This is a genomic window from Kangiella sp. HZ709, from assembly GCF_009674675.1.
Taxonomy (GTDB): domain Bacteria; phylum Pseudomonadota; class Gammaproteobacteria; order Enterobacterales; family Kangiellaceae; genus Kangiella.
On the sequence record NZ_WKJC01000001.1, the window covers coordinates 1094443 to 1119505 of the forward strand.

At 40.4% G+C, this 25063-nt stretch carries 23 protein-coding genes and 3 tRNA genes; 13 read left to right on the forward strand and 13 right to left on the reverse strand.

Translation table 11 applies throughout. The annotated features are described in order from the left end of the window. Window position 1 precedes the first annotated feature (1 nt). The 9 genes from lolB (at window position 2) to GJS41_RS04990 (ending at window position 5712) form a co-directional block, all read left to right on the forward strand. The gene (gene lolB / locus GJS41_RS04950; protein ID WP_154246203.1) at window positions 2-631 is read left to right on the forward strand and encodes a lipoprotein insertase outer membrane protein LolB; all 630 of its coding nucleotides are present in this window, start codon (window positions 2-4) and stop codon (window positions 629-631) included. Window positions 632-657: 26 nt separating this feature from the next. Next, a complete protein-coding gene (gene ispE / locus GJS41_RS04955; RefSeq protein ID WP_370515628.1) occupies window positions 658-1584 on the forward strand; it encodes a 4-(cytidine 5'-diphospho)-2-C-methyl-D-erythritol kinase in 927 nt (308 codons plus the stop codon). Further along, window positions 1564-1638: transfer RNA gene (locus GJS41_RS04960), tRNA-Gln, on the forward strand. Before ispE ends, GJS41_RS04960 begins: the two co-directional genes overlap by 21 nt. 76 nt (window positions 1639-1714) lie before the next feature. Next, the gene (locus GJS41_RS04965) at window positions 1715-2662 is read left to right on the forward strand and encodes a ribose-phosphate pyrophosphokinase (protein ID WP_154246204.1); all 948 of its coding nucleotides are present in this window, start codon (window positions 1715-1717) and stop codon (window positions 2660-2662) included. A gap of 316 nt (window positions 2663-2978) precedes the next feature. Then, window positions 2979-3638: a 50S ribosomal protein L25/general stress protein Ctc gene (locus GJS41_RS04970; protein WP_154246205.1), complete on the forward strand. Its 660-nt coding sequence runs from the start codon at window positions 2979-2981 to the stop codon at window positions 3636-3638. 52 nt (window positions 3639-3690) lie between these two features. Beyond that, on the forward strand, window positions 3691-4287 hold the full coding sequence (pth, locus tag GJS41_RS04975) for an aminoacyl-tRNA hydrolase (protein WP_154246206.1): 597 nt from the start codon (window positions 3691-3693) through the stop codon (window positions 4285-4287). Window positions 4288-4302: 15 nt separating this feature from the next. Next, complete coding sequence (gene ychF, locus GJS41_RS04980) at window positions 4303-5394, forward strand: redox-regulated ATPase YchF (RefSeq protein WP_154246207.1); 1092 nt, start codon at window positions 4303-4305, stop codon at window positions 5392-5394. Between the two features lie 85 nt (window positions 5395-5479). Next, window positions 5480-5556 (forward strand) — tRNA-Met (locus GJS41_RS04985). Between the two features lie 65 nt (window positions 5557-5621). Further along, window positions 5622-5712: transfer RNA gene (locus GJS41_RS04990), tRNA-Ser, on the forward strand. A gap of 36 nt (window positions 5713-5748) precedes the next feature. Here the strand turns inward: GJS41_RS04990 and GJS41_RS04995 are convergent. Beyond that, complete coding sequence (locus tag GJS41_RS04995) at window positions 5749-7488, reverse strand: DUF3592 domain-containing protein (RefSeq protein ID WP_154246208.1); 1740 nt, start codon at window positions 7486-7488, stop codon at window positions 5749-5751. Window positions 7489-7493: 5 nt separating this feature from the next. Further along, window positions 7494-9332 carry an O-antigen ligase family protein gene (locus tag GJS41_RS05000; RefSeq protein WP_154246209.1) on the reverse strand — a complete coding sequence of 613 codons (1839 nt, stop codon included), beginning with the start codon at window positions 9330-9332 and terminating at the stop codon, window positions 7494-7496. 115 nt (window positions 9333-9447) lie between these two features. Between GJS41_RS05000 and fabV the strand changes: the two genes are divergently transcribed. Then, window positions 9448-10629 carry an enoyl-ACP reductase FabV gene (gene fabV / locus GJS41_RS05005; RefSeq protein ID WP_154246210.1) on the forward strand — a complete coding sequence of 394 codons (1182 nt, stop codon included), beginning with the start codon at window positions 9448-9450 and terminating at the stop codon, window positions 10627-10629. Between the two features lie 328 nt (window positions 10630-10957). Here the strand turns inward: fabV and GJS41_RS05010 are convergent, their stop codons facing one another. The 5 genes from GJS41_RS05010 to mpl all read right to left on the reverse strand — a co-directional run bounded on the left by GJS41_RS05010 (window position 10958) and on the right by mpl (window position 15403). Continuing rightward, window positions 10958-11548: an LON peptidase substrate-binding domain-containing protein gene (locus GJS41_RS05010; RefSeq protein WP_154246211.1), complete on the reverse strand. Its 591-nt coding sequence runs from the start codon at window positions 11546-11548 to the stop codon at window positions 10958-10960. Beyond that, entirely contained in the window at window positions 11549-12346 is a 798-nt protein-coding gene (locus GJS41_RS05015) for an ABC transporter permease (RefSeq protein ID WP_154246212.1), read from the reverse strand. 2 nt (window positions 12347-12348) lie between these two features. Continuing rightward, window positions 12349-13296: an ABC transporter ATP-binding protein gene (locus tag GJS41_RS05020; protein ID WP_154246213.1), complete on the reverse strand. Its 948-nt coding sequence runs from the start codon at window positions 13294-13296 to the stop codon at window positions 12349-12351. 60 nt (window positions 13297-13356) lie between these two features. Next, window positions 13357-13974 (reverse strand): flavin prenyltransferase UbiX, encoded by a 618-nt coding sequence (locus GJS41_RS05025; RefSeq protein WP_154246214.1) that lies wholly within the window; start codon window positions 13972-13974, stop codon window positions 13357-13359. Window positions 13975-14050: 76 nt separating this feature from the next. Next, window positions 14051-15403: a UDP-N-acetylmuramate:L-alanyl-gamma-D-glutamyl-meso-diaminopimelate ligase gene (mpl, locus tag GJS41_RS05030; RefSeq protein WP_154246215.1), complete on the reverse strand. Its 1353-nt coding sequence runs from the start codon at window positions 15401-15403 to the stop codon at window positions 14051-14053. A gap of 143 nt (window positions 15404-15546) precedes the next feature. On the opposite strand from mpl, the gene GJS41_RS05035 reads away from it, so the two are divergent. Continuing rightward, window positions 15547-16812 carry a 6-phosphofructokinase gene (locus tag GJS41_RS05035; RefSeq protein ID WP_154246216.1) on the forward strand — a complete coding sequence of 422 codons (1266 nt, stop codon included), beginning with the start codon at window positions 15547-15549 and terminating at the stop codon, window positions 16810-16812. A gap of 119 nt (window positions 16813-16931) precedes the next feature. Next, window positions 16932-17621, forward strand: a complete 690-nt coding sequence (locus GJS41_RS05040; protein WP_154246217.1) for an alpha/beta fold hydrolase — start codon at window positions 16932-16934, stop codon at window positions 17619-17621. A gap of 27 nt (window positions 17622-17648) precedes the next feature. Here GJS41_RS05040 and GJS41_RS05045 read toward each other — a convergent pair whose 3' ends face one another. Both GJS41_RS05045 and GJS41_RS05050 read right to left on the reverse strand, forming a co-directional pair. Further along, a complete protein-coding gene (locus GJS41_RS05045; protein ID WP_195758343.1) occupies window positions 17649-18272 on the reverse strand; it encodes an energy transducer TonB in 624 nt (207 codons plus the stop codon). Between the two features lie 128 nt (window positions 18273-18400). Beyond that, entirely contained in the window at window positions 18401-20395 is a 1995-nt protein-coding gene (locus GJS41_RS05050) for a sodium-translocating pyrophosphatase (protein ID WP_154246988.1), read from the reverse strand. Between the two features lie 201 nt (window positions 20396-20596). Here GJS41_RS05050 and ppa point away from each other — a divergent pair, with 201 nt between their 5' ends. Further along, complete coding sequence (ppa, locus tag GJS41_RS05055; RefSeq protein ID WP_154246219.1) at window positions 20597-21127, forward strand: inorganic diphosphatase; 531 nt, start codon at window positions 20597-20599, stop codon at window positions 21125-21127. A gap of 69 nt (window positions 21128-21196) precedes the next feature. On the opposite strand, the gene GJS41_RS05060 is transcribed toward ppa, so the two are convergent. The 4 genes from GJS41_RS05060 to GJS41_RS05075 all read right to left on the reverse strand — a co-directional run bounded on the left by GJS41_RS05060 (window position 21197) and on the right by GJS41_RS05075 (window position 24993). Further along, window positions 21197-21715, reverse strand: coding sequence for a hypothetical protein (locus tag GJS41_RS05060; protein ID WP_154246220.1), 519 nt, complete (start codon window positions 21713-21715; stop codon window positions 21197-21199). Between the two features lie 43 nt (window positions 21716-21758). Then, window positions 21759-22316, reverse strand: a complete 558-nt coding sequence (locus GJS41_RS05065; RefSeq protein WP_370515629.1) for an RNA polymerase sigma factor — start codon at window positions 22314-22316, stop codon at window positions 21759-21761. Window positions 22317-22380: 64 nt separating this feature from the next. Continuing rightward, window positions 22381-23568: a hypothetical protein gene (locus tag GJS41_RS05070; protein ID WP_154246221.1), complete on the reverse strand. Its 1188-nt coding sequence runs from the start codon at window positions 23566-23568 to the stop codon at window positions 22381-22383. A 12-nt stretch (window positions 23569-23580) separates the two neighbouring features. After that, window positions 23581-24993 (reverse strand): MBOAT family protein, encoded by a 1413-nt coding sequence (locus tag GJS41_RS05075; RefSeq protein ID WP_154246222.1) that lies wholly within the window; start codon window positions 24991-24993, stop codon window positions 23581-23583. Between the last annotated feature and the right edge of the window lie 70 nt (window positions 24994-25063).

Here is a 25063-nt window from a genome sequence, read left to right on the forward strand (position 1 = left end):
TATGAATACAAAATTTATAACGCTTATCTTTGTTAGTTTTTTGCTGCCAGCCTGTGAGAACAAGAGAGCCCCACAAGCAACGACTGAATGGGATGATCCTTTATGGCAAGCAAACTATAAAGCATTAAAGCCGATCCAAACCTTTGCCTTAAAAGGCCGCATTGGCATTAGTAATCCGCAAGATAGCTTTTCCAGTAATTTCCACTGGCAGCAAAATGGTTATAAAAGCTTTAAATTCAGGATGTATGGCGCTTTTGGTAATACTTATGCCTTGATGAATTCCACTCCAGATTGGACTACCTTGGAAACTGCTGATGAACGTTTTTTTGAAGGTCCAAATGCCAGCGCCTTAATTGCACAGACATTAGGCTGGAAGTTACCGTTAAACTATTTATCAGACTGGATAAAAGGCGTACCCACGGGTGTTGGCAGAGATAAAATCGCTATCAATACCGATGGTACTTTACAATCGCTCACCTATATCGAGCAAAGCTCTGCACAGCAAAATAAAGTATTTAATGTCAGTTACGAGAAATACCTATCGAGTGATAACAAGCAAATGCCTGCGAAAATTCGTATTATTGAAGGTGATAATAAATTGATACTCTCGATTCGTAGCTGGGAAATATAGTTGGGAATTATAATTGGGATTTCTAAGTGACGCCTTATAACTTGCACTTCACTCATTCGACGGGCTTGACTGATGAAAACGGTTATAGCTATTGGCCAGCACCAGTAAAACTCAACCTTGAGCTAAGGGTCTTAGGCAACAGAGCCGATGGTTATCATAATCTGCAAACCCTATTCCAATTGCTAAATATTGGTGATGAGCTTTGGATTAAACCCAATATGACTGGCCAATTAGAGCTAATCACTGACTACCAAGAAGTAGCTAATGAAGATAACTTAGTCATACAGGCAGCCCAAGCACTTATAACTAAAGCAGAAAAACATCAGCTTGGCGCAACTATTAAATTAAATAAGCGCATGCCTTCAGGGGCTGGCTTAGGCGGTGGCAGTTCTGATGCCGCTAGCACTTTAGTGGCTTTAAATACTTTGTGGGGGCTGAATTTATCCAATTTTGAGTTATGCACCATAGGCGAACAATTGGGTGCAGATATACCCGTTTTTGTCCATGGTTATAGCGCCTGGGCAGAAGGAATTGGAGAAATTTTAACGGCAGCCAAGTTGCCCCAAAAACACTATCTTATTGTTTATCCTGAGTGCTCTATCAACACCGGCAAAATTTTTTCACATCCAGCGTTGACAAGAGACGATAAACCCATTAAATTACGCGCCTCTCGCTCAGAGGTGGACTTGGAAAGCTTAGGTTATAATGCTTTTCAGCCATTAGTAGCAGAGCTTTATCCTGAAGTGAAAGAGGCTTTAGAGTTTCTAAATCAATACGGTAAAGCCATGCTCACAGGTACTGGAAGTTGTGTCTTCTTAACCTTTGACAATAAGCGAGAAGCCAGTAAAATATCGGCACTGTGCAAGCAGCGCTGGTTAACTCTTGAAGCTCAAGGTATCAATACCTCCCCGCTGATAGAGGAATTTAAAAATAGGGGTATCGCCAAGCGGTAAGGCAGCGGCTTTTGATGCCGCCATTCGTAGGTTCAAATCCTGCTACCCCTGCCATTTTCTTCTTATACTATCCAGCTCAACTGCTTGAAACTTAATTTTTCAATTTTATTGCTTTTTGGGGCCTTTTTTCATGTCTGACTTGATGCTGTTTAGTGGTAATGCCACACCAGATCTTGCCGCTAGTATTTCTTCATACCTTAATGTGCCATTAGGCAATATCACTACTAACCGTTTTAGTGATGGCGAGTGCAGTGTAGAAGTTTTAGAAAATGTTCGCGGTAAAGACGTTTTCATTATCCAATCAACTTGCGCTCCAACCAATGACAATTTAATGGAATTGATCATTATGGCTGACGCATTAAAGCGTGCCTCAGCAAAGCGTATCACTGCAGTGGTTCCTTACTACGGTTATGCACGCCAAGATAGACGTGTTCGTTCAGCGCGCGTACCCATTAGTGCTAAAGTGGTTGCCGATATGATCGGTGGCGTTGGCTTTGACCGTGTATTAACCGTTGATTTACATGCGGATCAGATTCAGGGTTTCTTCAATATCCCTGTTGATAATGTTTACGCCACTCCAGTTCTACTGGAACACATTCTACAAGATGCTAGCAAAAACTTGATGGTCGTTTCTCCAGACGTTGGCGGTGTAGTGCGTGCTCGTGCTATCGCTAAGCGTTTAAACGATGCAGACTTAGCTATTATCGATAAACGTCGTCCGCGCGCTAACGAAGTCAGCGTAATGAATATTATTGGTGACGTTTCTGGTCGAGATTGTGTCATCGTCGATGATATGGTCGATACTGCCGGTACACTTTGCCAGGCAGCTCAAGCCCTTAAAGACCATGGCGCTAAAAGCGTCTCAGCTTATGCTACTCACCCAGTATTATCAGGCAAAGCCATCGATAATATTAATGGTTCTGGTTTGGATAAATTGGTTATTACCAACACCATACCTTTATCAGAAGCTGCACAAAGCTGCGATCGCATTGAAAGATTAGATTTAGCCCCTCTTTTGGGTGAGTCGATCAGAAGGGTCAATACCGAAGAATCTATCTCTACTATGTTTTTAGATTGATCTTGAACAACTTCTTGATCTGATTATAAATTTTGTCGTTCCCGCGTTTCATTTAAAGAAATGCGGGAACTCAATAAATATTATTGCAAACTTGTGCTTGGAACTAGCCTCAATTTAAAATTCCCAGTCTATTCCACACCATTTGGCTCAAATCTTGTTAAAAACCCTAGATTTCCTCGCTGAAACACTAGCTTAAAAACGCTTTATCGGTGTATAATCGCGCTCCAAATTTTTATGGGCTTTTGGCTGGTCGCAAGTCATTGGCTGTTTTTCAAACTCATAGTCTACCCGTAAGGGTACATAATTGGAGACAAATATGAGCGATTTTGTATTAAATGCTACTAAGCGTAGCGATATAGGGAAAGGTGCGAGCCGCCGCCTACGTCGTGAAGCGAACATGATTCCTGCTGTTGTTTATGGCGGCAAGGAAGAAGCGCAATCATTAACCTTAAACCACAACCAAGTAGTTCGTCTTTTAGAAGAAGAAGCTTTCTACTCTTCAATCATCACTTTAGATGTTGAAGGCGCAACTGAAGAAGTTTTATTAAAAGACTTACAACGTCACCCGTTCAAGCCAAAAGTATTACACATGGACTTGAAGCGCGTTGTACGTGGTCAAGAAATGAACGCTAACGCTCCATTACACTTCATAAATGAAGAAGACGCTCCAGGCGTTAAAGAAGGCGGTGTAGTTTCTCACCAAGTAACTTCTGTTGAAATCATCTGTATGCCTCGTAACTTACCTGAGTACATCGAAGTTGACATGGGTTCAATTGAAATGGGTGGCGTAGTTCACTTATCTGATCTAACTATGCCAGAAGGCGTACGTTTAGCTGCTTTCGAGCAAAACCAAGACAATGATGCATCTGTTGCTAATATCGTTCCTCCTACTGTTTCTGCTTCTAGTGATGATGAAGCTACTGAAGAAGCGGCAGAAGACGAAGCTCCAGCAGCTGAAGAAGGCGGCGAAGAGTAATTCTTCGCTAGCTTCTAACCAAGCTGTAGTTAGACATAAAGAAAGTCTAAGCATGTCTAGCATCAAGTTAATTGTGGGCCTGGCCAATCCAGGCTCACAATATCAAGATACACGCCACAACGCTGGCGCCTGGTATGTCGAAGAGCTTGCACGCTCTTATCAAATACAACTCAAAACCGAATCTAAATTCCATGGCTTTTTTGGCAAAGGATTCATCGGTGGTTTTGAAGTTAAATTATTAGTCCCCACAACTTTCATGAACCTAAGCGGTAAAGCCATTCAAGCAGTTGCGAATTTCTACAAGATACCACCAGAAGAAATTTTAATTGCACATGATGAACTGGATATAGCCCCTGGCACTTTAAAGTTGAAAAAAGGCGGCGGTCATGGCGGCCATAATGGTTTAAGAGATACCATTAGCAAACTTGCTAACAATAAAGAATTTATCCGCTTGCGCGTAGGTATTGGCCACCCTGGACATAAGTCAAAAGTCTCAGGATATGTGTTGAATAAACCAAGCGCAGACGAAAAAAACGCTATCGATATCGCGGTTGATGAAGCGGTACGAGAAACAGAAACCTTATTAAAAGGCGAATGGGATACGGCAGTGCACCGTCTGCATAGCTTAACCTCACCTTTCAGCCAGTAACGAGAGAAGATAACAATGCCATTAAATTGCGGAATCGTAGGTTTACCTAATGTTGGAAAGTCCACTTTATTCAATGCGCTCACAGACGCTGGCATTGATGCGGCCAACTACCCTTTCTGTACCATTGAACCCAATACAGGTGTGGTGCCAATTCCTGATCCACGTTTAGATGCGCTAGCTGGGATTGTCGATCCTGAAAAAGTCTTACCTGCGACTATGGAATTTGTGGACATTGCTGGCTTAGTAGCTGGAGCTTCAAAAGGTGAAGGCTTAGGGAATAAGTTCCTTGCGAATATTCGCGAAACTCATGCTATTGCTCACGTAGTCCGCTGCTTTGATAATGATGATGTAATCCATGTTGCTGGAAAAGTTGATCCTATTGCTGACATTGAAACTATCAATACTGAATTAGCATTGGCAGATTTAGAGTCAGTTGAAAAGCGTTTAATTAAAACCGCTAAAATCGCAAAAAGCGGCGACAAAGATGCTAAAGCAGATTTAGAAGTTTTAGAAAAGTGTAAAGCTTGTCTAGATGAAGGTAATGCATTGCGAGGTTTAGATTGGGATAAAGACGAAAAGAAAGTTTTGTCTCGCTTCCAACTCATTACCACTAAACCAACTATGTATATCGCCAATGTCAGCGAAGATGGTTTTGAAGATAACCCACTTCTCGATAAAGTTCGTGCGTTCGCTGCTAGTGAGAATGCTGAAGTGGTGCCGATTTGCGCCTCCATTGAATCTGAAATTGCAGCATTGGATGACGAAGATAAAATCGATTTCCTGGCGGACATTGGCCAAGAAGAACCTGGTTTAAACCGAGTGATTCGTGCTGGCTATGATTTGTTGAGCCTGCAAACCTACTTCACTGCTGGCAAGAAAGAAGTTCGAGCTTGGCAAGTAAGAGTAGGTGCAACTGCACCGCAAGCAGCTGGCGTCATTCATACCGATTTTGAAAAAGGGTTTATCCGTGCCGAAGTCACAGCATACGATGATTATATCGCCGGTAATGGCGAAGCCGGCGCGAAAGAAGCAGGTAAATGGCGCCTTGAGGGCAAAGATTACATAGTGCAAGATGGCGACGTTATGCACTTCAGATTCAACGTATAGATAATACTGTTTTTTGGCGCTATTTAGGCTAAATGGGCTTGACAAAAAGCTCTAAAATCACCAAAATACGCGCCACTGAATTTATGGCTATGTAGCTCAGCTGGTTAGAGCACAGCATTCATAATGCTGGGGTCGGTGGTTCAAGTCCACCCATAGCTACCATATTCTTTCAGTAATAAGAAAGTGATTCCAAATAACGATTAGTTGAGGTATCATTTCGCTTCTTCGGAGAGGTGACAGAGCGGCCGAATGTACCGGTCTTGAAAACCGGCGTGGGTTAATAGCCCACCGTGGGTTCAAATCCCACCCTCTCCGCCATATTAAAAAGCCTGCTTAATTGCAGGCTTTTTTGTTTTATAACTCAGTAATATTCAATTCGTCTTTTAGCTTGGCGATAAACGACTCGATATCACCTTTAATTTTTAAGTTCTTGGCAATGGTGTGCTTTGCTCCATCATTAGTGTGTACCAATATATTGTAATACTTAGTGTTGCCTGAGCTGGTTTGAGAAATGGTATCGAATTTTTTTATATTTTCTTTGCGAATGCTTTTTGTTTCACTAAAAGTAATATACCCAGTTTGATAATAAAGATTTGCACCATCGACATATACTCGGCTTTTAAACAACGCCGCCCTCATCCCTAAAACTCCAAAGAGTCCGCCCAACAATCCAAATATGATCGGGAATAATACTGGTGCTCCATGCATATAGACACCAAAGCCCACCGCGACAAACACCCAGCCAATTAGTGACATTATTGACCATAGCAAAGTGTTCATTCTTGGGAATAAGTATTCTACCCCTTGATTAGAATAGGACTGAATAACCCCAATTTTGGTCCAGTCGCCTCTTTCGCTTGCTCGACTGGTAAAGGATTGAGAAGAATCAGTTGTAAATAAATCCGATTCATCTCTTTCTTTTTCTAACAGCTCTTCTTTGGACAATTTAAATGCAGGCACTTCAAAGTCTAACTTGAGATCCGGACCTTTCTGTTTAGAATCTATTGATATTCGCCATAGATATTGTGAGCTTGAGTTTGAAGCATCGGTTTCTTTAAGGCTTGAAGGTACATTAAATTCAAATCTAGATTCTGAAGAAAAAATATCGACTCGTTGAGTGTCCTCCCACAATATCTTTTCTCTGGTGGAACGATCTTCACCCGAACCTGACTCATATCTATGAATCGATTTAAGGCTGATAATGGCTTCGGAATTATCCAAGCGCAACGTCGATAATTGGAAATGCCCGCGATTAATGTCGCCAATCTTAATCCGCTTATCATCTACATAGAGTTTAATACCACCGTATCGTTTATGCCTTCGGTAAAGAGCAATAGCCCAGCCAGCCATAAATATGCCTACCATTGGGAATAGCAAAACAAATAAACCTACATACTCACCTTTCTTAATGATATCTGGTAAAGCCAATATCGCTATGGGGAAAGAAATTAAATTCCAGAAAGCTGCAAATATACTAATAGCAATATAGCTACCTTTCGAGTTGGCTGTAAAGAACTCTTGTTGCCATTCTGTACGCCATAACCAAGGCTTATCTTGATATTCCGTTTGTAGCTTTTCTTCTTCGTTATTCTTTCGCTGCCCCCAGAATCCAGCAAAAATAATGCCGCCACCTGCGCCACCAAAAACCAATAGAAAGATAGAGCCAAACCCCAACATCCCCCAACGAATACCTTTATCAATGACGGCTTCTGATGGATTATCTGGGTTCACATAAGCGGTAACAGTCCTATCAATTCTTTGGGCATTTTTTAAGCGTCGGTAAAAGTCTTTTTGATAGTCGCCAATATTGTCAGTCCCTGAAGAAAAGTTTAGTTTTGAAGAGGTATAGCTTCTACCTTCATATTGATAACTAAAAGAGCCTTTTACGCCATAAGTAGTACCGCCTTCATTCGAGTTAGAGTTTGTTTGTTTAACACTAATGATTTTTGCATTAACCGATTGCCAATCATTAGCCTGTAATGAATGATATAATGGAGCTGCCTGCATTAGGAAAGCTCCAATGCCCGCTAATAAAAATATGCCTCCAAAAATGATTAAACAACCTAAGCCTTTTTTATCAGTTTTTTCCTTCATTGTTATTACTTTTGGTTATATAAAAATCGTTTAATAGTAGAATGCTCTTTTAGGGCCTCATCTAATTCCACGGCCTTTTGATAATAAAGCTTCATATTAACTTTATCCCCTGCCCTGCGATAAGCATCGCCTAACCGCTTCACTGTAATGGCGTCATAAGGAAATAAATTCACTAGCCTTTGGTTATATTCGATATCTTTTTCATGACTCTGGGTTACTTTAGTCAGTTGAGCTGCGGGGAAAAGTAATTCTTGAGCAAATGGATATTTTTTCAATGCTATTTCAAGTTTGTCACTAACCTCAGCTGTTTTATCCAATTCTATTGCAGAGTTAAATAGGATCACATGAGCATTTTTATGGTAAGGGTTTCTTTCAATAGCTTTGCTCGCAGCTTGATATGCTCCAGCAAAATTTTTATCTCTTAGCAATACTCTAGAGTCCACATAATCTAATCTAGCCGTATAGGCATTCATCACAAAAAAGCTTGATGCCAGCGCTAAGCCTGAAATGACCACTAAGACAATATACTTATTGATAGATAGTTCGAAGTTTTTATTATTGGTTAACTGTTTAGTGATAATAACCAAACTAAATACCAATAGCATAACCGGCATTGCTAAGTGCATACTAAAACTAAGATTTGCTTGAGTTAGAATCGATAAGGCACTTAATACGACTCCAAGATTGGTGTAGCTGAATGTATTTTTGAGTAAACTCCAAGCTGTAGTAACTAATGATGCTAGCCCGAAAACCACAAGTACCAATCCCCAAATACCATATTCAGTCATGATTTGAATGTAAGCATTATGGACTTTTGAAGCTCGAACTTGGTAATTGATATGATCATCAGCGACAACGGTATTCATATAGTCGCCGTAAAATACGCTCCATTGACCAGGGCCAACGCCGGTAAGCCAATTTTCTTTTGCCATATGCAATGAATTAATAAAGAGTTTATAGCGAGCTTCTCCTTTATTTTCTAGACTTACCGCTTCAGTAATTTGATTCGCTTCATCAAATACCGCTTGAAAGAACCAATGCAAACCTTCCGCATTGAAATGTACTAAAACTAAAGTTGCGAGCATGCTTGATAACAAGTAGCGCTTTTTTAAATGACTCAATGATTGTCGGTAAGTGGAGAAAACCCCAACGGCGATTACAGCAGCTAATAAAATTATTATTAAGGTCAGCCATGCTGCGCGAGTTTGAGTATAGGCGATATAGGTAAGCATCAAGCAAAAAGCAACGCTATTAAATAACAAAGCTTTATTGTCTTTTGGTTTGCAATGCCAAAAACGGACTAATGTTATAGGAAGCATAGCCATCACAAACTGCGTGGCCATATTTCGATTGAAGAAAACAGACGCTGGCTTCGCACCCTGTTTAATTTCAGAAAACTCAAATAAATGCTGAATAATGCCAATAACCGCAGTAAATGTTGCGCTGATAATAAACACACTCAACCAGCGTTCCACCGATATTTCGTTATAATTCCATTGCCATAAAAGCATCGCTAAACATAAGGCTGCTAGCCAGTGAAAGTTATTCATGACTAATTCAAAATAGTTATGCGCCCAAAATAAGCCAACAAGCGTGAGCCCAATTAATCCAAGCATAGGAATGCTTAGCAGCGGTATCTTATTAAGTGTAAATTTCCTTTTGCTGACTAAATAAGCAACCAAACCACCGGCAGCAATTAAAAGAAAAATTAACTTCATCAACATCTCAGCTGGATAAATCTTTTTTGAAGAGATGATCAGTGCCAGAAAAGGAATGGCTGCCAATGATATAACCAAATAATCGAAAAACTTTTCCGCTTGTCTTGTTTTTGAAGTTTTAAGCATAGTGTTTAAGAGTCTAACGTTTGCTTAATGCTACCAATGGTAGTACCTCTTTGCTAGAGAAAAGGGTTACAATAGCGCCAATTTTAAAAGTAGTTTCCAGTATTCGGAGAATCTCATGGTAATAAAACCAAAAGTTCGCGGCTTTATTTGTACCGCCTCTCATCCAAAAGGCTGCATAGCTCATGTTCAAGAGCAAATCAATTATATCAAGCAAGAGATTACCGATGTACCAGCTAATGCTCCAAAAAATGTTTTAGTCATCGGCTCATCAACAGGCTATGGCTTAGCTTCTCGTCTAGTTTCTGCCTTTGGTTATGGTGCCAAGACTCTAGGCCTATTCTTTGAAAAAGAAGCTTCTGAACGTAAAACAGGCACCGCAGGCTGGTACAACAATCGTGGCTTTGAGATCGCAGCAGATAAAGCAGGTCTTTGGCATAAAAGCATCAATGGCGATGCTTTTTCTCATCAAGCCAAAGAAGATGCTATTAAAATCATTCAAGAAGAAATGGGTAAAATTGATCTAGTCGTTTATTCGTTAGCTTCACCTCGTCGCCAAGATCCTGATACAGGCGATGTCTATAAGTCGGTACTTAAACCGATTGGCGATATGGTTACATGTAAAACATTAAATACTGACAAAGGCGAAGTTCATGATGTAACTATTGAGCCTGCCAATGATGATGATATCCAAAACACCATCAAGGTTATGGGTGGCGAAGATTGGGAGTTGTGGATGAATGCCTTAGATAAAGCAGGAGTCCTCGCTGAAGGTGTTGATACCGTCGCTTACACTTACATTGGCAAAAAGCTCACTTGGCCAATCTATGGTCATGCCACTATTGGTAAGGCTAAAGAAGACTTGGATAGAGCCTCTCATACCATTCATGAAAACCTGCAAAGCAAATACAAAGGCTCTGCAAACGTTGCGGTGTTAAAAGCCGTCGTTACGCAAGCAAGCTCAGCCATTCCCGTGATGCCTCTTTATATTTCATTGCTATACAAAGTCATGAAAGAAGCTGGGGTACATGAAAACCCAGTAGAGCAAATTAAAGGCCTTATTCATGATCAAATAGTCAATGGCCAAGCCATCTATGATGATACCCGCCGTTATCGTTTGGACTTAAAAGAGTTGGATGATTCTATCCAAGATAGAGTTGAATCTCTTTGGGATAAAGCTTCCACGGAAAACATTTCAGAAATCTCTGATTATCATGGCTATAAACATGAATTCTTTAAGTTGTTCGGTTTTGAAGTTGATGGCGTTGATTACGAAGAAGATTTAGATCCCAGAATTTGATTCCTAATTAAAGTTTTCAAAGGGCACATTAAGTGCCCTTTTTTATTGTTTTGAGTTATATAGACTGTTCAAATTATTTACAGTTTAACTAAGAAATAACTACTTAGAGTCATATAAGAAAAACAAAACAATATAATTCAATAACTTAACTGGATTGGCACACTTTATGCTTATATTAATATGTATGCACTCCTAAGTGCAGACTATCCCCGGCTAACTGAAGGCAACTACCCGCTTAAGGTTAGCCAATCAATGCGCAAGCCATTTGCCCATCAAATGATGGGCATTTTTTTGACCAGGATAAAACACTTAACTTAGGAAGTTATTATTAACGTATCCAATTCAGCATTTGAAACAAGATTGCTTGCCTTAGTTCAATATCGGTTGTTTCAAGAATGGATTGTTTTTGGCGTTCTGAAATTGGCATAAACTCAGTCAAGCGATCCATAACAAAACCTAGCTGACTCCATTTCTGTTCATCATCAATAATTTCTACTTGAGGATGATCTGACAAATCAGACAATAAATTAACCAACTCAGCCTGCTCGTCTAATACTTGTTTTTGATCGATAGGCTCTAACCATGAAACGTTAGCGGTCAGCAAATTAGATTCTAAGATTTCTAGGCTGTTAATTTGAAAACTGCGTTGTCCCAAACAAATTATTTTTAAAAGACCTGACTCAGTTTGATCAAAATCAACGATTTCGACATAAGTGCCAATGGTAAAGGGTGTTGCAGGGATACCTGCTTCATTACCTCTTTTAATAAGGCAAACACCAAAGCCTTCTCCTTTCGATAATTGCTCAGAAACCATTTTCAAATAACGCTGTTCAAATATTTGTAATCTCAGCAGGCTATCAGGGAATACCACTCGTGAAAGTGGAAAAATTGGAATAACGCTATTATTGCTAAAATCCATCTAGGATCTTAACCCTTTACCTTTGTGCAATAAATACAAACAAATGCTCGCTAGAATCACTATAAAGACCATAATTAAGCCAAATGCTATACCAATTGATATATCTGATTTACCTAAAAAACCATAGCGGAATGCATTAACCATATAAATAATTGGGTTAGCTTGCGATACTCCTTGCCAAAATTCCGGCAGTAATTTTATCGAGTAAAAAACACCACCAAGGTAAGTTAATGGAGTTAACACAAAGGTAGGAATTATCGATATATCATCAAAAGAACGAGCAAATAAAGCATTTAAAAAACCTGCCATAGCAAATAGAATTGAAGTTAGAATAACTACACTTATCAAAACTATAATATTGTGAATTTGAATATTATCGATAAAAAATAATGAAACCAGTGTCACTATGAAACCGGTAAGCAAGCCTCTTAAAACGCCGCCACCCACAAAGCCGGATAAAATAATCCAATTAGGAACAGGCGAAATCATCATTTCTTCAATTGAGCGTTGATACTTAGCGCTAAAGAAAGAAGACACAACGTTAGAATAAGAGTTGGTAATAACCGACATCATGATCAAGCCAGGAACAATAAACTCCATATAAGGAAGTCCATCCATTGTTCCCACACGCGAGCCAATAAGGTTACCAAAAATCACAAAATACAAACTCATAGTTATGGCAGGTGGCAAAATAGTTTGTACCCAAATACGAGTAAATCGAGTGACCTCTTTTAACAGAATAGTCTTAAAAGCTACCCAGTTAGAGCCTTGAATAGGAGTGGTATTAATATTTTGCATTATTATTCTCCCGACACTTTTGTCGAACTAGTTTTATCGCCATTTTCTACCATCCGCACAAACAACTCTTCTAAGCGATTTGCTTTATTACGCATACTTAAAACATTAATATTTTCTTGTGATAAGGCTGAAAAAACACCATTGATACCAGCCCCTTTTTTTACATCCACTTCCAAAGTTGTCTCATCTCGTTTACGTAACTCGTAACCAGTATTCGATGGAAGCTGTTCAGGTAAACCTTGCGTATCTAAGACAAACGTTTCCATATCCAATTGTGCTAATAAAGATTTCATGTCCGTATTTTGGACAATTTCTCCCTGACTAATAATGGCAATATTGCGGCATAAGCTCTCGGCTTCTTCAAGATAATGAGTGGTCAGCACAATTGTCGTACCTTGCTCATTCAAGCGCTGCATAAAGTCCCACATTGAGCGCCTTAGCTCAATATCAACTCCAGCAGTAGGTTCATCTAAGATTAACAACTTAGGGCTATGGATTAAACCACGCGCAATCATTAAGCGGCGTTTCATACCGCCAGAAAGTTCACGTGAAGCACTTTTGCGTTTATCCCATAGACCTAATTCTTCTAATAAAGGTTGTGCTCGCTTTTTCGCTTCTTTACGACTGATACCGTAATAACCCGCTTGCTGTAGAACGATCTGCTCTACACCTTCAAACATATTGAAGTTAAACTCCTGAGGTACTAATCCCAAGTTTTGCTTAGCAGCAGTTAAGTCAGTATCGATATCATGTCCAAACACACTGACTTTACCCGCTGATTTATTCACTAAAGAACTGATAATACCGATAGCGGTGGACTTACCGGCACCATTAGGCCCAAGTAGTGCAAAAAAATCGCCGTTTTCGACTTCTAGATCAATGCCTTTCAGGGCATGGGTGCCACTGGCATAAGTCTTGGATAAATTGGAAATAGATAATGCTTTGCTCATTGTTATCCTTTTGTACTTTTACTACTTTATAATGGATTGCTAAAAATAAATTACTAAGGCTTAATTACCGCTGTAACCCCAACGATGGCCAAGTTTATGATCGAGATCCAGGTGGTCTAAAATTCTCGCCACGATAAAATCAACTAAATCATTAATCGAACTAGGCTGATTATAAAAGCCTGGCGATGCCGGTAAAATAGTCACACCAACTTCAGACAGGCGCGTCATGTTTTGTAAATGAATCGTATTATATGGCGTTTCGCGAGGTACCAATAATAATTGACCACGCTCTTTTAAAACCACATCTGCTGCCCGCTCTATCAGATTATCCGAAGCGCCAGTTGCAATTGCACTTAAAGTGCCTGTAGAACAAGGGCAAATGATCATTTGCTTGGGTGCACTTGAGCCGCTAGCTACTGGAGACATCCAGTTATCGGTAGAAAAAGCCTTAATAAACCCTTCTGGCAAATTTAATTGCTTGGTTAACTCTTTTTCTACTACGCTTGGTGCTTTATTGACTTGTATATCGCACTCTGTCGCCAGCACTACGCGCGCAGCGCTGGATAACATTAAATAGCAATGCTGATAATGATTAACTAACTGTTGCAGTAGCCTAAGCGCATAGGGTGCTCCAGAAGCCCCGGTTATTGCTAAAGTTATCGCTTTAGTTTGACTCATAAATTCCCCGAAAATTATTTAGAGATCTATTGTTTAAGTAGAATTAGTGATAGCTGCTTAAGGGTTACCTAAGAAATTACTTCGCCAAACTATCTAATATTTTTTGATGTATTCCACCAAAGCCACCATTCGACATCACTAAAATTTTATCCCCTGATTCTACCACGGATTTTACCTCCTTAAGAATTGAAACAACATCCGGCAAAATGGATAACTCACTCAGCTTTTCTTTTTCAGACTGTGGGAAATCCCATGCAAAATCGCCCGGCTTATGAATAATAACTCTATCGGCATCAACTAATGAACTTAATAAAACATTCTGGTGGATACCAGAGCGCATGGTGGCCGAACGTAAATCCACAATCGCTATAATTTTTGCGCCATCTACTTTAGCTCTGAAACCTTCTAAAGTTGTCTCAATCGCCGTCGGGTGATGAGCAAAGTCATCATAAACTTCAACTCCACTAGACTCACCTTTAAACTCCATCCGCCTTTTAACGTTTTGGAACTCATTAAGTGCATCACAGCAATACTTCGATGGAACCCCAGCATGACGCGCAGCTGCTATCGCTGAAAGCGCATTATTGGCATTATGCAATCCAATCAAGTCCCAATTAACACTACCTTGCAATTCGCCTTTGAAATACACCTCGAAATGGCTAGCATCGTCAGCTTGCAAAGCATAAGACCAGCCTTGTGAAGATTGAGTTAATTCTGAAGCAGACCATAGGCCTAGCTCAATCACCTGCTGTAAATTACTTTCAATCTCGGGATAAATTACCAAGCCATTTGCAGGAACAATTCTTATGGCGTGATGAAACTGTTTTTGAATCGCAGCTAAGTTTTCAAAAATATCCGCATGATCAAATTCTAAATTGTTCATAATAAAAGTTCGCGGGCGGTAATGGACAAATTTAGAACGTTTATCAAAAAATGCCGTATCGTACTCATCCGCTTCTACCACGAAAAAGGGGGATTCGGTCAAGCGTGCCGACAGACCAAAATTCTCAGGAATACCGCCGATTAAAAAACCAGGCTGCAAATTCGAATACTCTAGAATCCAAGCGAGCATACTGGCAGTTGTGGTTTTGCCATGAGTTCCAGCGGCAGCTAACACCCATTTATCTTTAAGGATATTCTCACACAACCATTGCGGACCTGAGCGATAGTTAAGCCCTTGCTCCAACACATATTCAACCGAAGGATTACCGCGAGACATGGCGTTACCAATAATCACACAGTCGGTTTCTTCAGGAATGTTTTTAGGATCAAACCCTTGAATCAGTTCAATCCCCTGCTCTTCAAGCTGGGTGCTCATCGGAGGGTAAACGTTTTGATCACTCCCGCTTACCGAGATGCCTTTTTGCTTGGCCAGCAAGGCGATACCTCCCATAAAGGTGCCACAAATTCCCAAAATATGAATGTGCATACTTATTATTATGAAGTTTTAATGAAATCCTAGCTTAATCATATGCTAAGCCAGTTTTTTCGTCATCTTTTCAAGCGAGAAAAGGTGAAATAATGTAGAATCGCCTTAATTTCAATACTTAGCTAACTTCTTAGGAATCTGAAATGGCGAAGAAAAAATACAACGCATTTTACGCCCAATCAGGCGGCGTGACGGCAGTAATCAACGCAACAGCCGCTGGCGTTATCGAAACAGCTCGTAAATCTAAAAATATCAATAAGGTGTATGCCGGTCGTAATGGCATTATTGGCGCATTGCGTGAAGAGCTTATCGATACCAGCAAAGAGTCTAAAAAAGATATCGCAGGTTTGACCCATACACCATCTGGCGCCTTTGGTTCTTGTCGCTATAAACTAAAAAGCATTGAAGAAAATAAAGCCGAATACGAGCGCTTAATTGAAGTCTTTAAAGCTCATGACATTCGCTACTTCTTTTACAATGGCGGCGGCGACTCACAAGACACGGCACACAAGGTTTCTCAGCTGAGTGAAACTATGGGTTATCCAATCACCTGTATCGGAATTCCAAAAACCGTTGATAATGATTTACCAATCACCGACAACTGCCCTGGCTTTGGCTCGGTAGCAAAATACGTTGCCGTTTCTATTCGAGAAGCAGCTTTTGACGTAAAGTCGATGGCTGAAAGCTCGACTAAAGTTTTTGTAATGGAAGTCATGGGACGTCACGCTGGCTGGATTGCTGCGGCAGGTGGCTTAGCTTGTGAAAAAGAAGGCGATGCGCCGCACATTATTTTGTTCCCGGAAATTGCTTTCAACAAAGAAAAATTCCTTAAAAAAGTTAATCGTAGTGTTAAGAAATTTGGTTACTGCGCCATCGTGGTTTCCGAAGGCACCGCCTATAAAGATGGCACCTTCTTAGCCGATGCTGGAACCGTTGACTCATTTGGCCATAAACAGTTAGGTGGCGTTGCGCCGGTAGTAGCGCAAATGATTAAAGAAGAGTTGGGTTACAAATACCACTGGGCAGTGTCAGATTATTTGCAACGTGCAGCGCGCCATATCGCCTCAGCTACTGACGTCGAGCAGGCATACGCTATGGGCCAAGCAGCAGTTGAATTTGCAGATGCAGGGAAAAATGCAGTGATGCCAACCATTGTTCGTAAGAACACTAAAAAGTACTCTTGGAAAGTTGGTGAAGCCAAGTTAGCTGACGTGGCCAACGTTGAGAAAATGATGCCCCGTAAATATATCTCCCGTGATGGCTATAGCATCACCGAAGAATGTCGTGAGTATCTACAACCATTGATTCAGGGTGAGTCCTATCCACCTTATAAAAATGGCCTGCCTCAGTACGTTGAGCTTAAAAATGAGCTAGTAAAGAAGAAGCTCAAAAAGAAATTTAAAATCTAAATACAGCCCTCTCTTGAGGGCTTTTTTAATTCAGCCCAATATCTCATTCATAAAAACTTCTTTCCAGAAGTCAAAGAATCCGATTTAATTACCGATATATATCTGCCAATAGAGTGATTATGACTTTAATTCTAATGCCTGGCATGGATGGTTCAGGCTTTTTATATCAACCATTAAGCCGATACCTAACGAGCAAAGGCTTCGACAGCTCTATTGAACCCTTAAACCCGCATAAAGATAAGCGGGCTTATATCGAGCATTTAGAGCAGCAATATTCTAATGAGCCTGTGGTTTTAATTGCAGAATCTTACTCTGGTCATATAGCAACCGAGCTAGCCTTACGTGGAAATTTAGAGATTGAAAAGCTGGTAATTATTGCTAGTTTTTTAGAAAACCCGTCTAAATTTACCTCTCTGGAAAAATACCTTTCGATGGGATTATTAAGAAAGCCTTTGTTGCCGAAAAGCATTTTAGGTCATGTCTTGTATGGCAGGGATGCAACCGATGAGTTGATTCTCTTGTTCAAACAAGCCATGCAAGATGTTAGCACTGAGCAACTAGCTACCAGAATAGCTGATATGAGAAGCTTGGAACTTCCTGCCAATAAAGTTTCAGTTCCTACTGTTTATATTCAAGGCGCGAAAGATTGGTTAGTACCGGCCAAAAACTTAGAATCTTATCAAAAGGTTTTTACTCAACTAGAAGTCTTGCAGTTAGACTCACCTCATTTAGTAGCTCAAGCTAAGGCTAAAGAATGTGCTGAAATCATAGAGTCTTTTATAAAAAAAACCAGCAGTTCTGTTAATTAGACCATAGAACTGCCGGGTTGGGTAAGCTTAGTTATCAGTTAGGTTGAATTGCATGGTGACCGATTGATTATCTAAACCTTTATCAATACCGCCTCGTTTGCCGGGTTTGAACTTCCACTTTTTTAAAGCTTTTTTAGCTTCTCTATCAAAAATTTTCCTGTGACTAGCAGAAACCACTTTTATGTTTTTTGCAAAGCCTGACGCATCCACATCAAAAGTTAACTTAACCCAGCCTTCAATACCTTGTATTAAAGCATCCGCAGGATATGCAGGCGCAGTTTGAATCAATGGTATGGCCTCTTGATCCATCTCCACCAATCCTAAATCAGTAGAGTTCGGAGCATTAATTAGTCCAATAAAATCTGTTTTTACCGGAGAAAAATCTAAAGTTTCCAGATTCACCATAGCTTGTAATTCAACTTGGATATCCTCATTCGCATCTATTGAAGGCAGTACAGAAATACTAGGTTTAATTATATTAACTGGCTCTTGTGGCGCTGGATCTTTTTCAGACGGTAGCACTTGCGGGGCAGGTTTTACCGCCTTAATTTTTGCCATAGGGGCTTGCGGCTGAGCTATTAAGCCAGTCATTAATAACAGCAATGCTAAAGTTACCAAGCAAGCAGTAGCGGCATAGATTAGTTTCTTCATTTTTATCTCCTTCTGCATTAGTCTCATTTCTATAAACGCTGGGTTAAAAATAAAGGGTTAATTTTGTATAGGGCTGTTATAAAAAAAGCGGCCCAAAGGCCGCTTTTTTACAAAGACTTCTTAACTAACTATCTCAATAATGGCGCTATCACCAACGATACAATCGCCATGACATTTATTAAGATGTTCATCGATGGACCCGAAGTATCTTTGAAAGGATCGCCAACCGTATCACCAACTACCGTGGCACTATGAGTGTCTGAGCCTTTGCCACCAAAGTTGCCTTTTTCAACGTACTTTTTCGCGTTGTCCCAAGCACCACCAGCGTTAGCCATCATCAATGCCATCAAGACACAACCTAATAAAGCACCGGCCAGCATGCCAGCTAAACCAATCGCTCCTAATGGCGACATGCCCACAATAACTGGTGCTGAAACAGCGATAACACCCGGAAGTAACATACGCTTTAAGGCTGCTGTAGTGGCAATATCCACACACTTAGCGGTATCTGGTTCGGCTTTACCTTCTAACAATCCTGGAATTTCCTTAAATTGACGACGAATTTCATTAATCATATCAAAAGCTGCATCACCAACTGCAGTCATAGTGATAGACGCAATCAGGAACGGAATAGTACCGCCAATCAGCATTCCGACTATGACCGTTGGGTTGGATAAATTAATGTCCGCTGGATTAATGCCTGCCGATTTAATAAATGCGGCGATAATTGCCAAAGCTGCTAGTGCCGCTGCGCCAATCGCAAAGCCTTTACCAATTGCTGCTGTGGTATTTCCAAGCTCATCAAGTGAGTCGGTAATTTCACGAACTTCCTTACCCATACCGCCCATTTCAGCAATACCCCCAGCGTTGTCAGCAACAGGACCATAAGCATCAATCGCCATAGTAATACCAACAGTAGACAGCATGCCAACAGCAGCAATACCAACACCATAGAGACCGGCTAACTCAGTCGAAGCATAAATAATTCCGCACAAAACAAATATTGGGATCACCACAGATTGCATCCCTACGGATAGACCTGTAATCATGACTGTCGCCGAGCCGGTTTCGCCTGATTTAGCGATTTTCTTAACCGGTGTTGAACCTGTGTAGTACTCCGTGATTAAACCAATGGCCACACCTCCCACAGCGCCAGCAACTACTGCCCACCAATAATTTGTAGGGATCTCTAGTTGCACTGCTAACCAATAGGCTGCAGCAATAAATATAACTGGGGCGCCCATGGTCCCAATTCTTAAGGCTGTCGCTGGAGCCGAACTTGAAAATAGTCGTACCACAATAATCATGACGATAGAAGCAACCATACCCATCGAGGCTAATAACAAGGGGAAAGACATTAAAGCTGCTTGGTAATCTAAACCCGTTAAAGTGGCAGCAATGGCAATTGATGCAATCATAGAGCCACAGTAGGATTCAAAAATATCCGAACCCATGCCCGCAACATCACCGACATTATCACCCACGTTATCAGCAATAACACCTGGGTTACGAGGATCATCTTCTGGAATGCCAGCTTCAATTTTGCCAACTAAGTCAGCACCAACATCCGCCGACTTGGTGAAAATACCACCACCTACACGGGAAAATAGAGCAACACAGGATGCACCCATACCAAAACCTTCAAGCGCATGTACTGCACTTACATCGGTTGCTGGGTTGAAATACCAGAATAAACCGCCTAAACCAATAAGACCCAAGGCTGCCACGCACAAGCCCATAATAGAACCACCAAAAAAGGCAACAGATAATGCCGCCGAAGCACCTTCTTTTTGCGCAGCAGTTGCGGTTCTCACATTTGCTTTAGTTGCTGCATACATGCCTAACCAGCCAGCGATTGACGATGACAAGGCACCTGCAATCACAGCTATAGCTGTCTTGCTTCCCAGTTGCCACCAAACCAATGCCACTAAAACCGCGACAAAAGCAGCTAACATCGTGTATTCACGTTTCATGAATACCATCGCACCTAAATGGATCTGATCAGCGATTTTCTTGATGGATGACTCCCCTTCAGGATACTTTTTCACCAAGATATAAATCACAAAAGCAAACACTAAACCCACCAAGCCAAGAATTGGCGGCAGCGCAAGATTCTCTAACATAGATTCTTTCATACTATCCCCATTGCTCACTATCTATTTGATTATTAAATGATTTTTAATTATTGCGAATCCAATCTAACAAACTTATCCAAAATGTACAATTTTTATGCAAAAAGTTTAGAGTTTAAGCAGTGTTTTTTCGATTTAAACAGTTGTATAATGCGCGCCGTTTCTATACCCCACGAATGAAAAGGTAACCCCATGAGCTTGGACAATGTATCAGCGGGCAAAAATGCTCCAGAAGAGATTAACGTAATTATTGAGATCCCTGCACACAGCGATCCAATTAAGTATGAAGTAGACAAAGAAACTGGTGCCATGTTCGTTGATCGCTTTATGGCAACTTGTATGCATTACCCAACTAACTACGGGTATGTTAATCACACTTTATCGGCTGACGGCGACCCGGTGGACGTTTTAGTTCCAACGCCATTCCCATTGATAGCCGGCTGCGTTATTCCTTGCCGCCCAATTGGCGTATTGAAGATGACTGATGAGTCAGGTGAAGATGCTAAAATCGTTGCCATCCCAACAGGTAAATTAAGCACCATGTATCAGGGGATTCATGAGGTTCAGGAATTACCGGAATTATTGCTTAATCAAATTCAACATTTCTTTGAGCATTACAAAGATCTTGAGCCAGGCAAATGGGTTAAGATTGCAGGCTGGGAAGGTTCTGAGTCAGCGAAGAAAGAAATCTTAGATAGCATTGCTGCTTACGAAAAAGATTAAATCTTTTTAATATAGTTATTGCATTAAAAAGGCAGCCAATGGGCTGCCTTTTTAATTTTGTACAGAATGTTAACTCACTAAATTTTTTAGTAGCTCTCTCTCGGTTTGATAAGTTCTAATCAGTTTACGGTAAATAGCCGTGTTGTTTGGATCATCAGTAAGCTCTAAACGATAACTAGCTTGCGCTTCGCGTAAATCTTTTAAGGTGATTTTTAATCCATTCGGTAAAGCCGTAGCTCTTGCTTCCATCACATTTCCTAATGCAGAATAGTACTGATTATTGGCTTGTTGCAGGCTATTCAAAACTTTAACTTGAGCATAGTTCAGTTCAGTTTCTGTTGTATTTTGTGGTAATTGCATAGCTAAAAAAGCAACCACAAAAACTGAAGCCGCAATAGATACAGGATATAACCATTTACGCTTAGCAGAATTTTTAACCACAGTTTCTTTAGCCTGTATTTTCGAGTCCATGCTTTGAGAATTCATAGTTTGAGAATTAATGGCTTGCTTAATTTGCGCCCACTGATCTTTTGCCTCAACTGTTTTTGGCAAATCTTGTAACTGCTTAATCAATTCTTTTTCATTCATAACATTCACTATAACTAAACTATCGTCTCCAACTAGACGTACTCTAACTAACTAACTGCTCTCTAACTAAGGTTCGTGCACGACTTAAATGTGCCTTGCAAGTGCCCACAGCGATATCTAACGAGGTTCCGATTTCCTTATGAGTCATACCCATCAAATCATGCAAGATTAAAACGTTCTTTGCCTGCATTGGTAAGTTTCCAATGGCCTTTTCCAGATCCATTTGTTGAGGGTTATGAGAAACTGCAAACTCATCTTCAAAGGCTTGCTGCCAGTCTTGATCAGCCAAAACTTCATATTGATATTTACGCTGATGGCCTAAAACAACATTTACCGCAATCCGATACAACCAGCTACTAAACTTACTTTTACCTTGAAAATTTGCCAGCGCCTGCCAAGCTTTGATAAAAGCCTCTTGGCTATGATCTTCCGCTAGCTCTTTACGCCCAGTCATTCGCAAGCAAAGCAAATAGATTTGCTTGTAGTACTGACGATAAAGTTCCTCAAAAGCACTCAAATCACCAGCCATAGCCATCTTAACTGACGATGACTCGTCAAAGTCATCGCTATTAATGATTCCCTGCTCGCTAGGCTTACTCACTTGTTGATTCAAGGGCTAAAGTAATTAAGTGTTTAGTATTAGATGTTCAATATAACAAAAAGGTTTAGTCTCTTCTTAAAATTGGTTCATAAACTTCAATCAAATGGTTAGTGAAAGGAACATCCCCTAAATATCGCGCTAAATGCGTAGCATCGCTAAACATTGTATAATCATACCTGCCACTTCTATCGAAGTTTCTTACCTTAGCTTTTGTTTCGTTTTGAATTTTCTCTACTGCCCTATCAAATCTTGCTATCGCCTCAGGCGGATTTTTTATCCATTTACGATTTTGCGGAAGAATGACCACTTCTACTTGGTCAGAAAATTGCTGGAAGGTTTTAACCAAATTAATGAAAGAATCCATTAATAAAGGATCAAAATTTAACTCTTCAATATCTGCTGTGTGAACTCTATTGAGTCGAGCATTATCCATCCGATGATCAGATTGTAGCAACGCATAGTATTCATCAAATAGTTTAAGGGTTTCTTCGGAGCGTTCTTCCGGAATAGTGCCACCACCCTGCCAATCCATAGACCATTGCGAATCTACAAAGTTAGGATATTCCTCATCAAATTTTTTATTTAAAGCTTCTCCAACTTCTTGCAAACGCTTTTGATGCTCTTCGCTGTCTCGCGGCAAATCAGTTCTCGGCCTTGGTTCTGCAAACATTCTTCCATAAAAGCTAGTAACCATTTCTGCAGAAATGCCATCACGCAAATATTTGATATTCGCCATCCGAATCCCTTTTCGCAAATCTGATTTAGCGATATTTAATAACTCTTCATCTGTGCCTAATAAGCCTAAAAATGATTCTTCTAATGCTATGGCACCATTTCTACGAGTAGTTGTGGTTTGGAACGGGTTGAACTCAATAATGGTTAATTTTAAGCGCTTATTTCCAGCATCAAATTGCTCTTTAATTCTAGTGGCTAAGACGTCTTGAAAATACGGATTTAAACCTCCAAAACCAAAGTTATATGACTTGACCAAAACACCAGCATTTTTCATTTCACGATCAAACTGCCTTGGAGAAAAACCAGCCCTTACCATTGAAGAACCAAACATCATCACTAAATCTTTTTCTTCTTTAATAATTTCAGGTAAAGCATTTCTAGCTTGATCCACCCGCCCCATCAAGGTATCACTTCCAACACCCATGATCTTTGTAAAACCGCGAAAGCCCACAACAACCACTAACATACTAAGGCAAATAGCCATTAGGATTTTGAAATATATTTTTCTTTCACTCATGATTTTGCCTCCTTAAAATTGAAAATAGATAAATTCAGCACTGGGCTTGCCAATCATATAACACAAGAAATGCCCTATGATTAATAAAGGCCAAAAAAGCCACCACTTGGATTCCAGCTTCTCAGATTTATGCAGAATGAAATAATCCATTAAATGGATCAGCAACAATGACATACTCACCAAACCAAGCACTAAGAACGCAGAGTTGGCCGCTATGGCGGTTGATGCGAAGGTATGCATATTAACCAGCATAGTCCAAGCGCCGGTTAAGGTTTCCGCTCTAAACAAGACCCAACCAATTAATATTAAGTAAAAGGTTATGGCCCACTGCAGCAGTTTAATGGCTTTCGAGTTTGATTGAGCAAAGCCTGCAAAACGTTCTTGTTCTCGAAAAAAATGAGTCGCGGTAATTATCACGCCATGGAAAACTCCCCAAGCAATAAAACCCCAAGCGGCACCATGCCATAAGCCGCCCAATAGCATTGTGATAAAGATATTTCGATAACGATGGCCATTACGATTGCCGCCCAAGGAAATATATAAATAATCTTTTAGCCAGCTCGACAAGGAAATATGCCAACGTCGCCAGAAATCCACTGGCGATAAAGCAAAGTAAGGTACTCGGAAGTTCAACGGAATTTGAAAACCCAATAATAAAGCAAGACCAATTGCCATATCACTATAACCTGAGAAATCACCATAAATTTGCCCCGCGAATGCCAATACCCCAGTCCAGAGTTCTAAGGTAGAAACTGCATTGGGGGCATCAAACGCCAGCGCAGCGGGTGCAGCCAATAAGTCAGCAACCGTTTTCTTAATTAAACCTACCGTGATTAATAAAAAGCCATGCTTGGCATTCAACCAGGTAGGAATCGGTAGCTTGTGAAACTGCGGTAAAATATGTCTAGCCCGTAGAATAGGACCTGCAACCAACTGCGGGAAAAACGCCAATGCTGCAGTAAATTCTACTAAGCCTTTACGTGGTTTCATATCGCCACGATAAACATCAATGGTATAGCTTAAGCTTTGGAAGGTGTAAAAAGAGATACCGACAGGCAGAACCCAAGAGAGTGTTTCAAAGGATACTTGATAGCCAAAAACATTAAGTAACTGTGCTACCGATTCAATTGCAAAATCCGCGTATTTAAAGAGTGCCAAAATACCAAGATTAATAAACAACGATAGCGATACTAACCATTTTTTCCGCGATTGACTCGAGCTATTGCCTATCGCTTGCGCAATAAAGTAATCCGCTACTGCAGAACCAACCAACAATGGAATGAACTTATAGTTCCAGGCGCCATAGAAAACTAAGCTAGAGACCAGAATAAAATAGACCTTTGGTTTACGTTGTAAAAATACGAAACCGTAAAACAAAAGAAAAATGACGAAGAAGATAAAAAATATTGGCGTATTAAACAGCATTAATTATTCCCCATTATTATTGTGCTTTAACTTTATTAGATGCAGCAAGGTGCTAAATGGTTTAGCTATA

What these genes read in the sequence shown, in the direction of transcription:
- lolB (WP_154246203.1), top strand. Translation starts at nt 2, where the DNA reads ATGAATACAAAATTTATAACGCTTATCTTTGTTAGTTTTTTGCTGCCA.
- GJS41_RS04965 (WP_154246204.1), top strand. Translation starts at nt 1,715, where the DNA reads ATGTCTGACTTGATGCTGTTTAGTGGTAATGCCACACCAGATCTTGCC.
- GJS41_RS04970 (WP_154246205.1), top strand. Translation starts at nt 2,979, where the DNA reads ATGAGCGATTTTGTATTAAATGCTACTAAGCGTAGCGATATAGGGAAA.
- pth (WP_154246206.1), top strand. Translation starts at nt 3,691, where the DNA reads ATGTCTAGCATCAAGTTAATTGTGGGCCTGGCCAATCCAGGCTCACAA.
- ychF (WP_154246207.1), top strand. Translation starts at nt 4,303, where the DNA reads ATGCCATTAAATTGCGGAATCGTAGGTTTACCTAATGTTGGAAAGTCC.
- GJS41_RS04995 (WP_154246208.1), bottom strand. Translation starts at nt 7,488, where the DNA reads ATGAAGGAAAAAACTGATAAAAAAGGCTTAGGTTGTTTAATCATTTTT.
- GJS41_RS05000 (WP_154246209.1), bottom strand. Translation starts at nt 9,332, where the DNA reads ATGCTTAAAACTTCAAAAACAAGACAAGCGGAAAAGTTTTTCGATTAT.
- fabV (WP_154246210.1), top strand. Translation starts at nt 9,448, where the DNA reads ATGGTAATAAAACCAAAAGTTCGCGGCTTTATTTGTACCGCCTCTCAT.
- GJS41_RS05010 (WP_154246211.1), bottom strand. Translation starts at nt 11,548, where the DNA reads ATGGATTTTAGCAATAATAGCGTTATTCCAATTTTTCCACTTTCACGA.
- GJS41_RS05015 (WP_154246212.1), bottom strand. Translation starts at nt 12,346, where the DNA reads ATGCAAAATATTAATACCACTCCTATTCAAGGCTCTAACTGGGTAGCT.
- GJS41_RS05020 (WP_154246213.1), bottom strand. Translation starts at nt 13,296, where the DNA reads ATGAGCAAAGCATTATCTATTTCCAATTTATCCAAGACTTATGCCAGT.
- GJS41_RS05025 (WP_154246214.1), bottom strand. Translation starts at nt 13,974, where the DNA reads ATGAGTCAAACTAAAGCGATAACTTTAGCAATAACCGGGGCTTCTGGA.
- mpl (WP_154246215.1), bottom strand. Translation starts at nt 15,403, where the DNA reads ATGCACATTCATATTTTGGGAATTTGTGGCACCTTTATGGGAGGTATC.
- GJS41_RS05035 (WP_154246216.1), top strand. Translation starts at nt 15,547, where the DNA reads ATGGCGAAGAAAAAATACAACGCATTTTACGCCCAATCAGGCGGCGTG.
- GJS41_RS05040 (WP_154246217.1), top strand. Translation starts at nt 16,932, where the DNA reads ATGACTTTAATTCTAATGCCTGGCATGGATGGTTCAGGCTTTTTATAT.
- GJS41_RS05045 (WP_195758343.1), bottom strand. Translation starts at nt 18,272, where the DNA reads ATGAAGAAACTAATCTATGCCGCTACTGCTTGCTTGGTAACTTTAGCA.
- GJS41_RS05050 (WP_154246988.1), bottom strand. Translation starts at nt 20,395, where the DNA reads ATGTTAGAGAATCTTGCGCTGCCGCCAATTCTTGGCTTGGTGGGTTTA.
- ppa (WP_154246219.1), top strand. Translation starts at nt 20,597, where the DNA reads ATGAGCTTGGACAATGTATCAGCGGGCAAAAATGCTCCAGAAGAGATT.
- GJS41_RS05060 (WP_154246220.1), bottom strand. Translation starts at nt 21,715, where the DNA reads ATGAATGAAAAAGAATTGATTAAGCAGTTACAAGATTTGCCAAAAACA.
- GJS41_RS05070 (WP_154246221.1), bottom strand. Translation starts at nt 23,568, where the DNA reads ATGAGTGAAAGAAAAATATATTTCAAAATCCTAATGGCTATTTGCCTT.
- GJS41_RS05075 (WP_154246222.1), bottom strand. Translation starts at nt 24,993, where the DNA reads ATGCTGTTTAATACGCCAATATTTTTTATCTTCTTCGTCATTTTTCTT.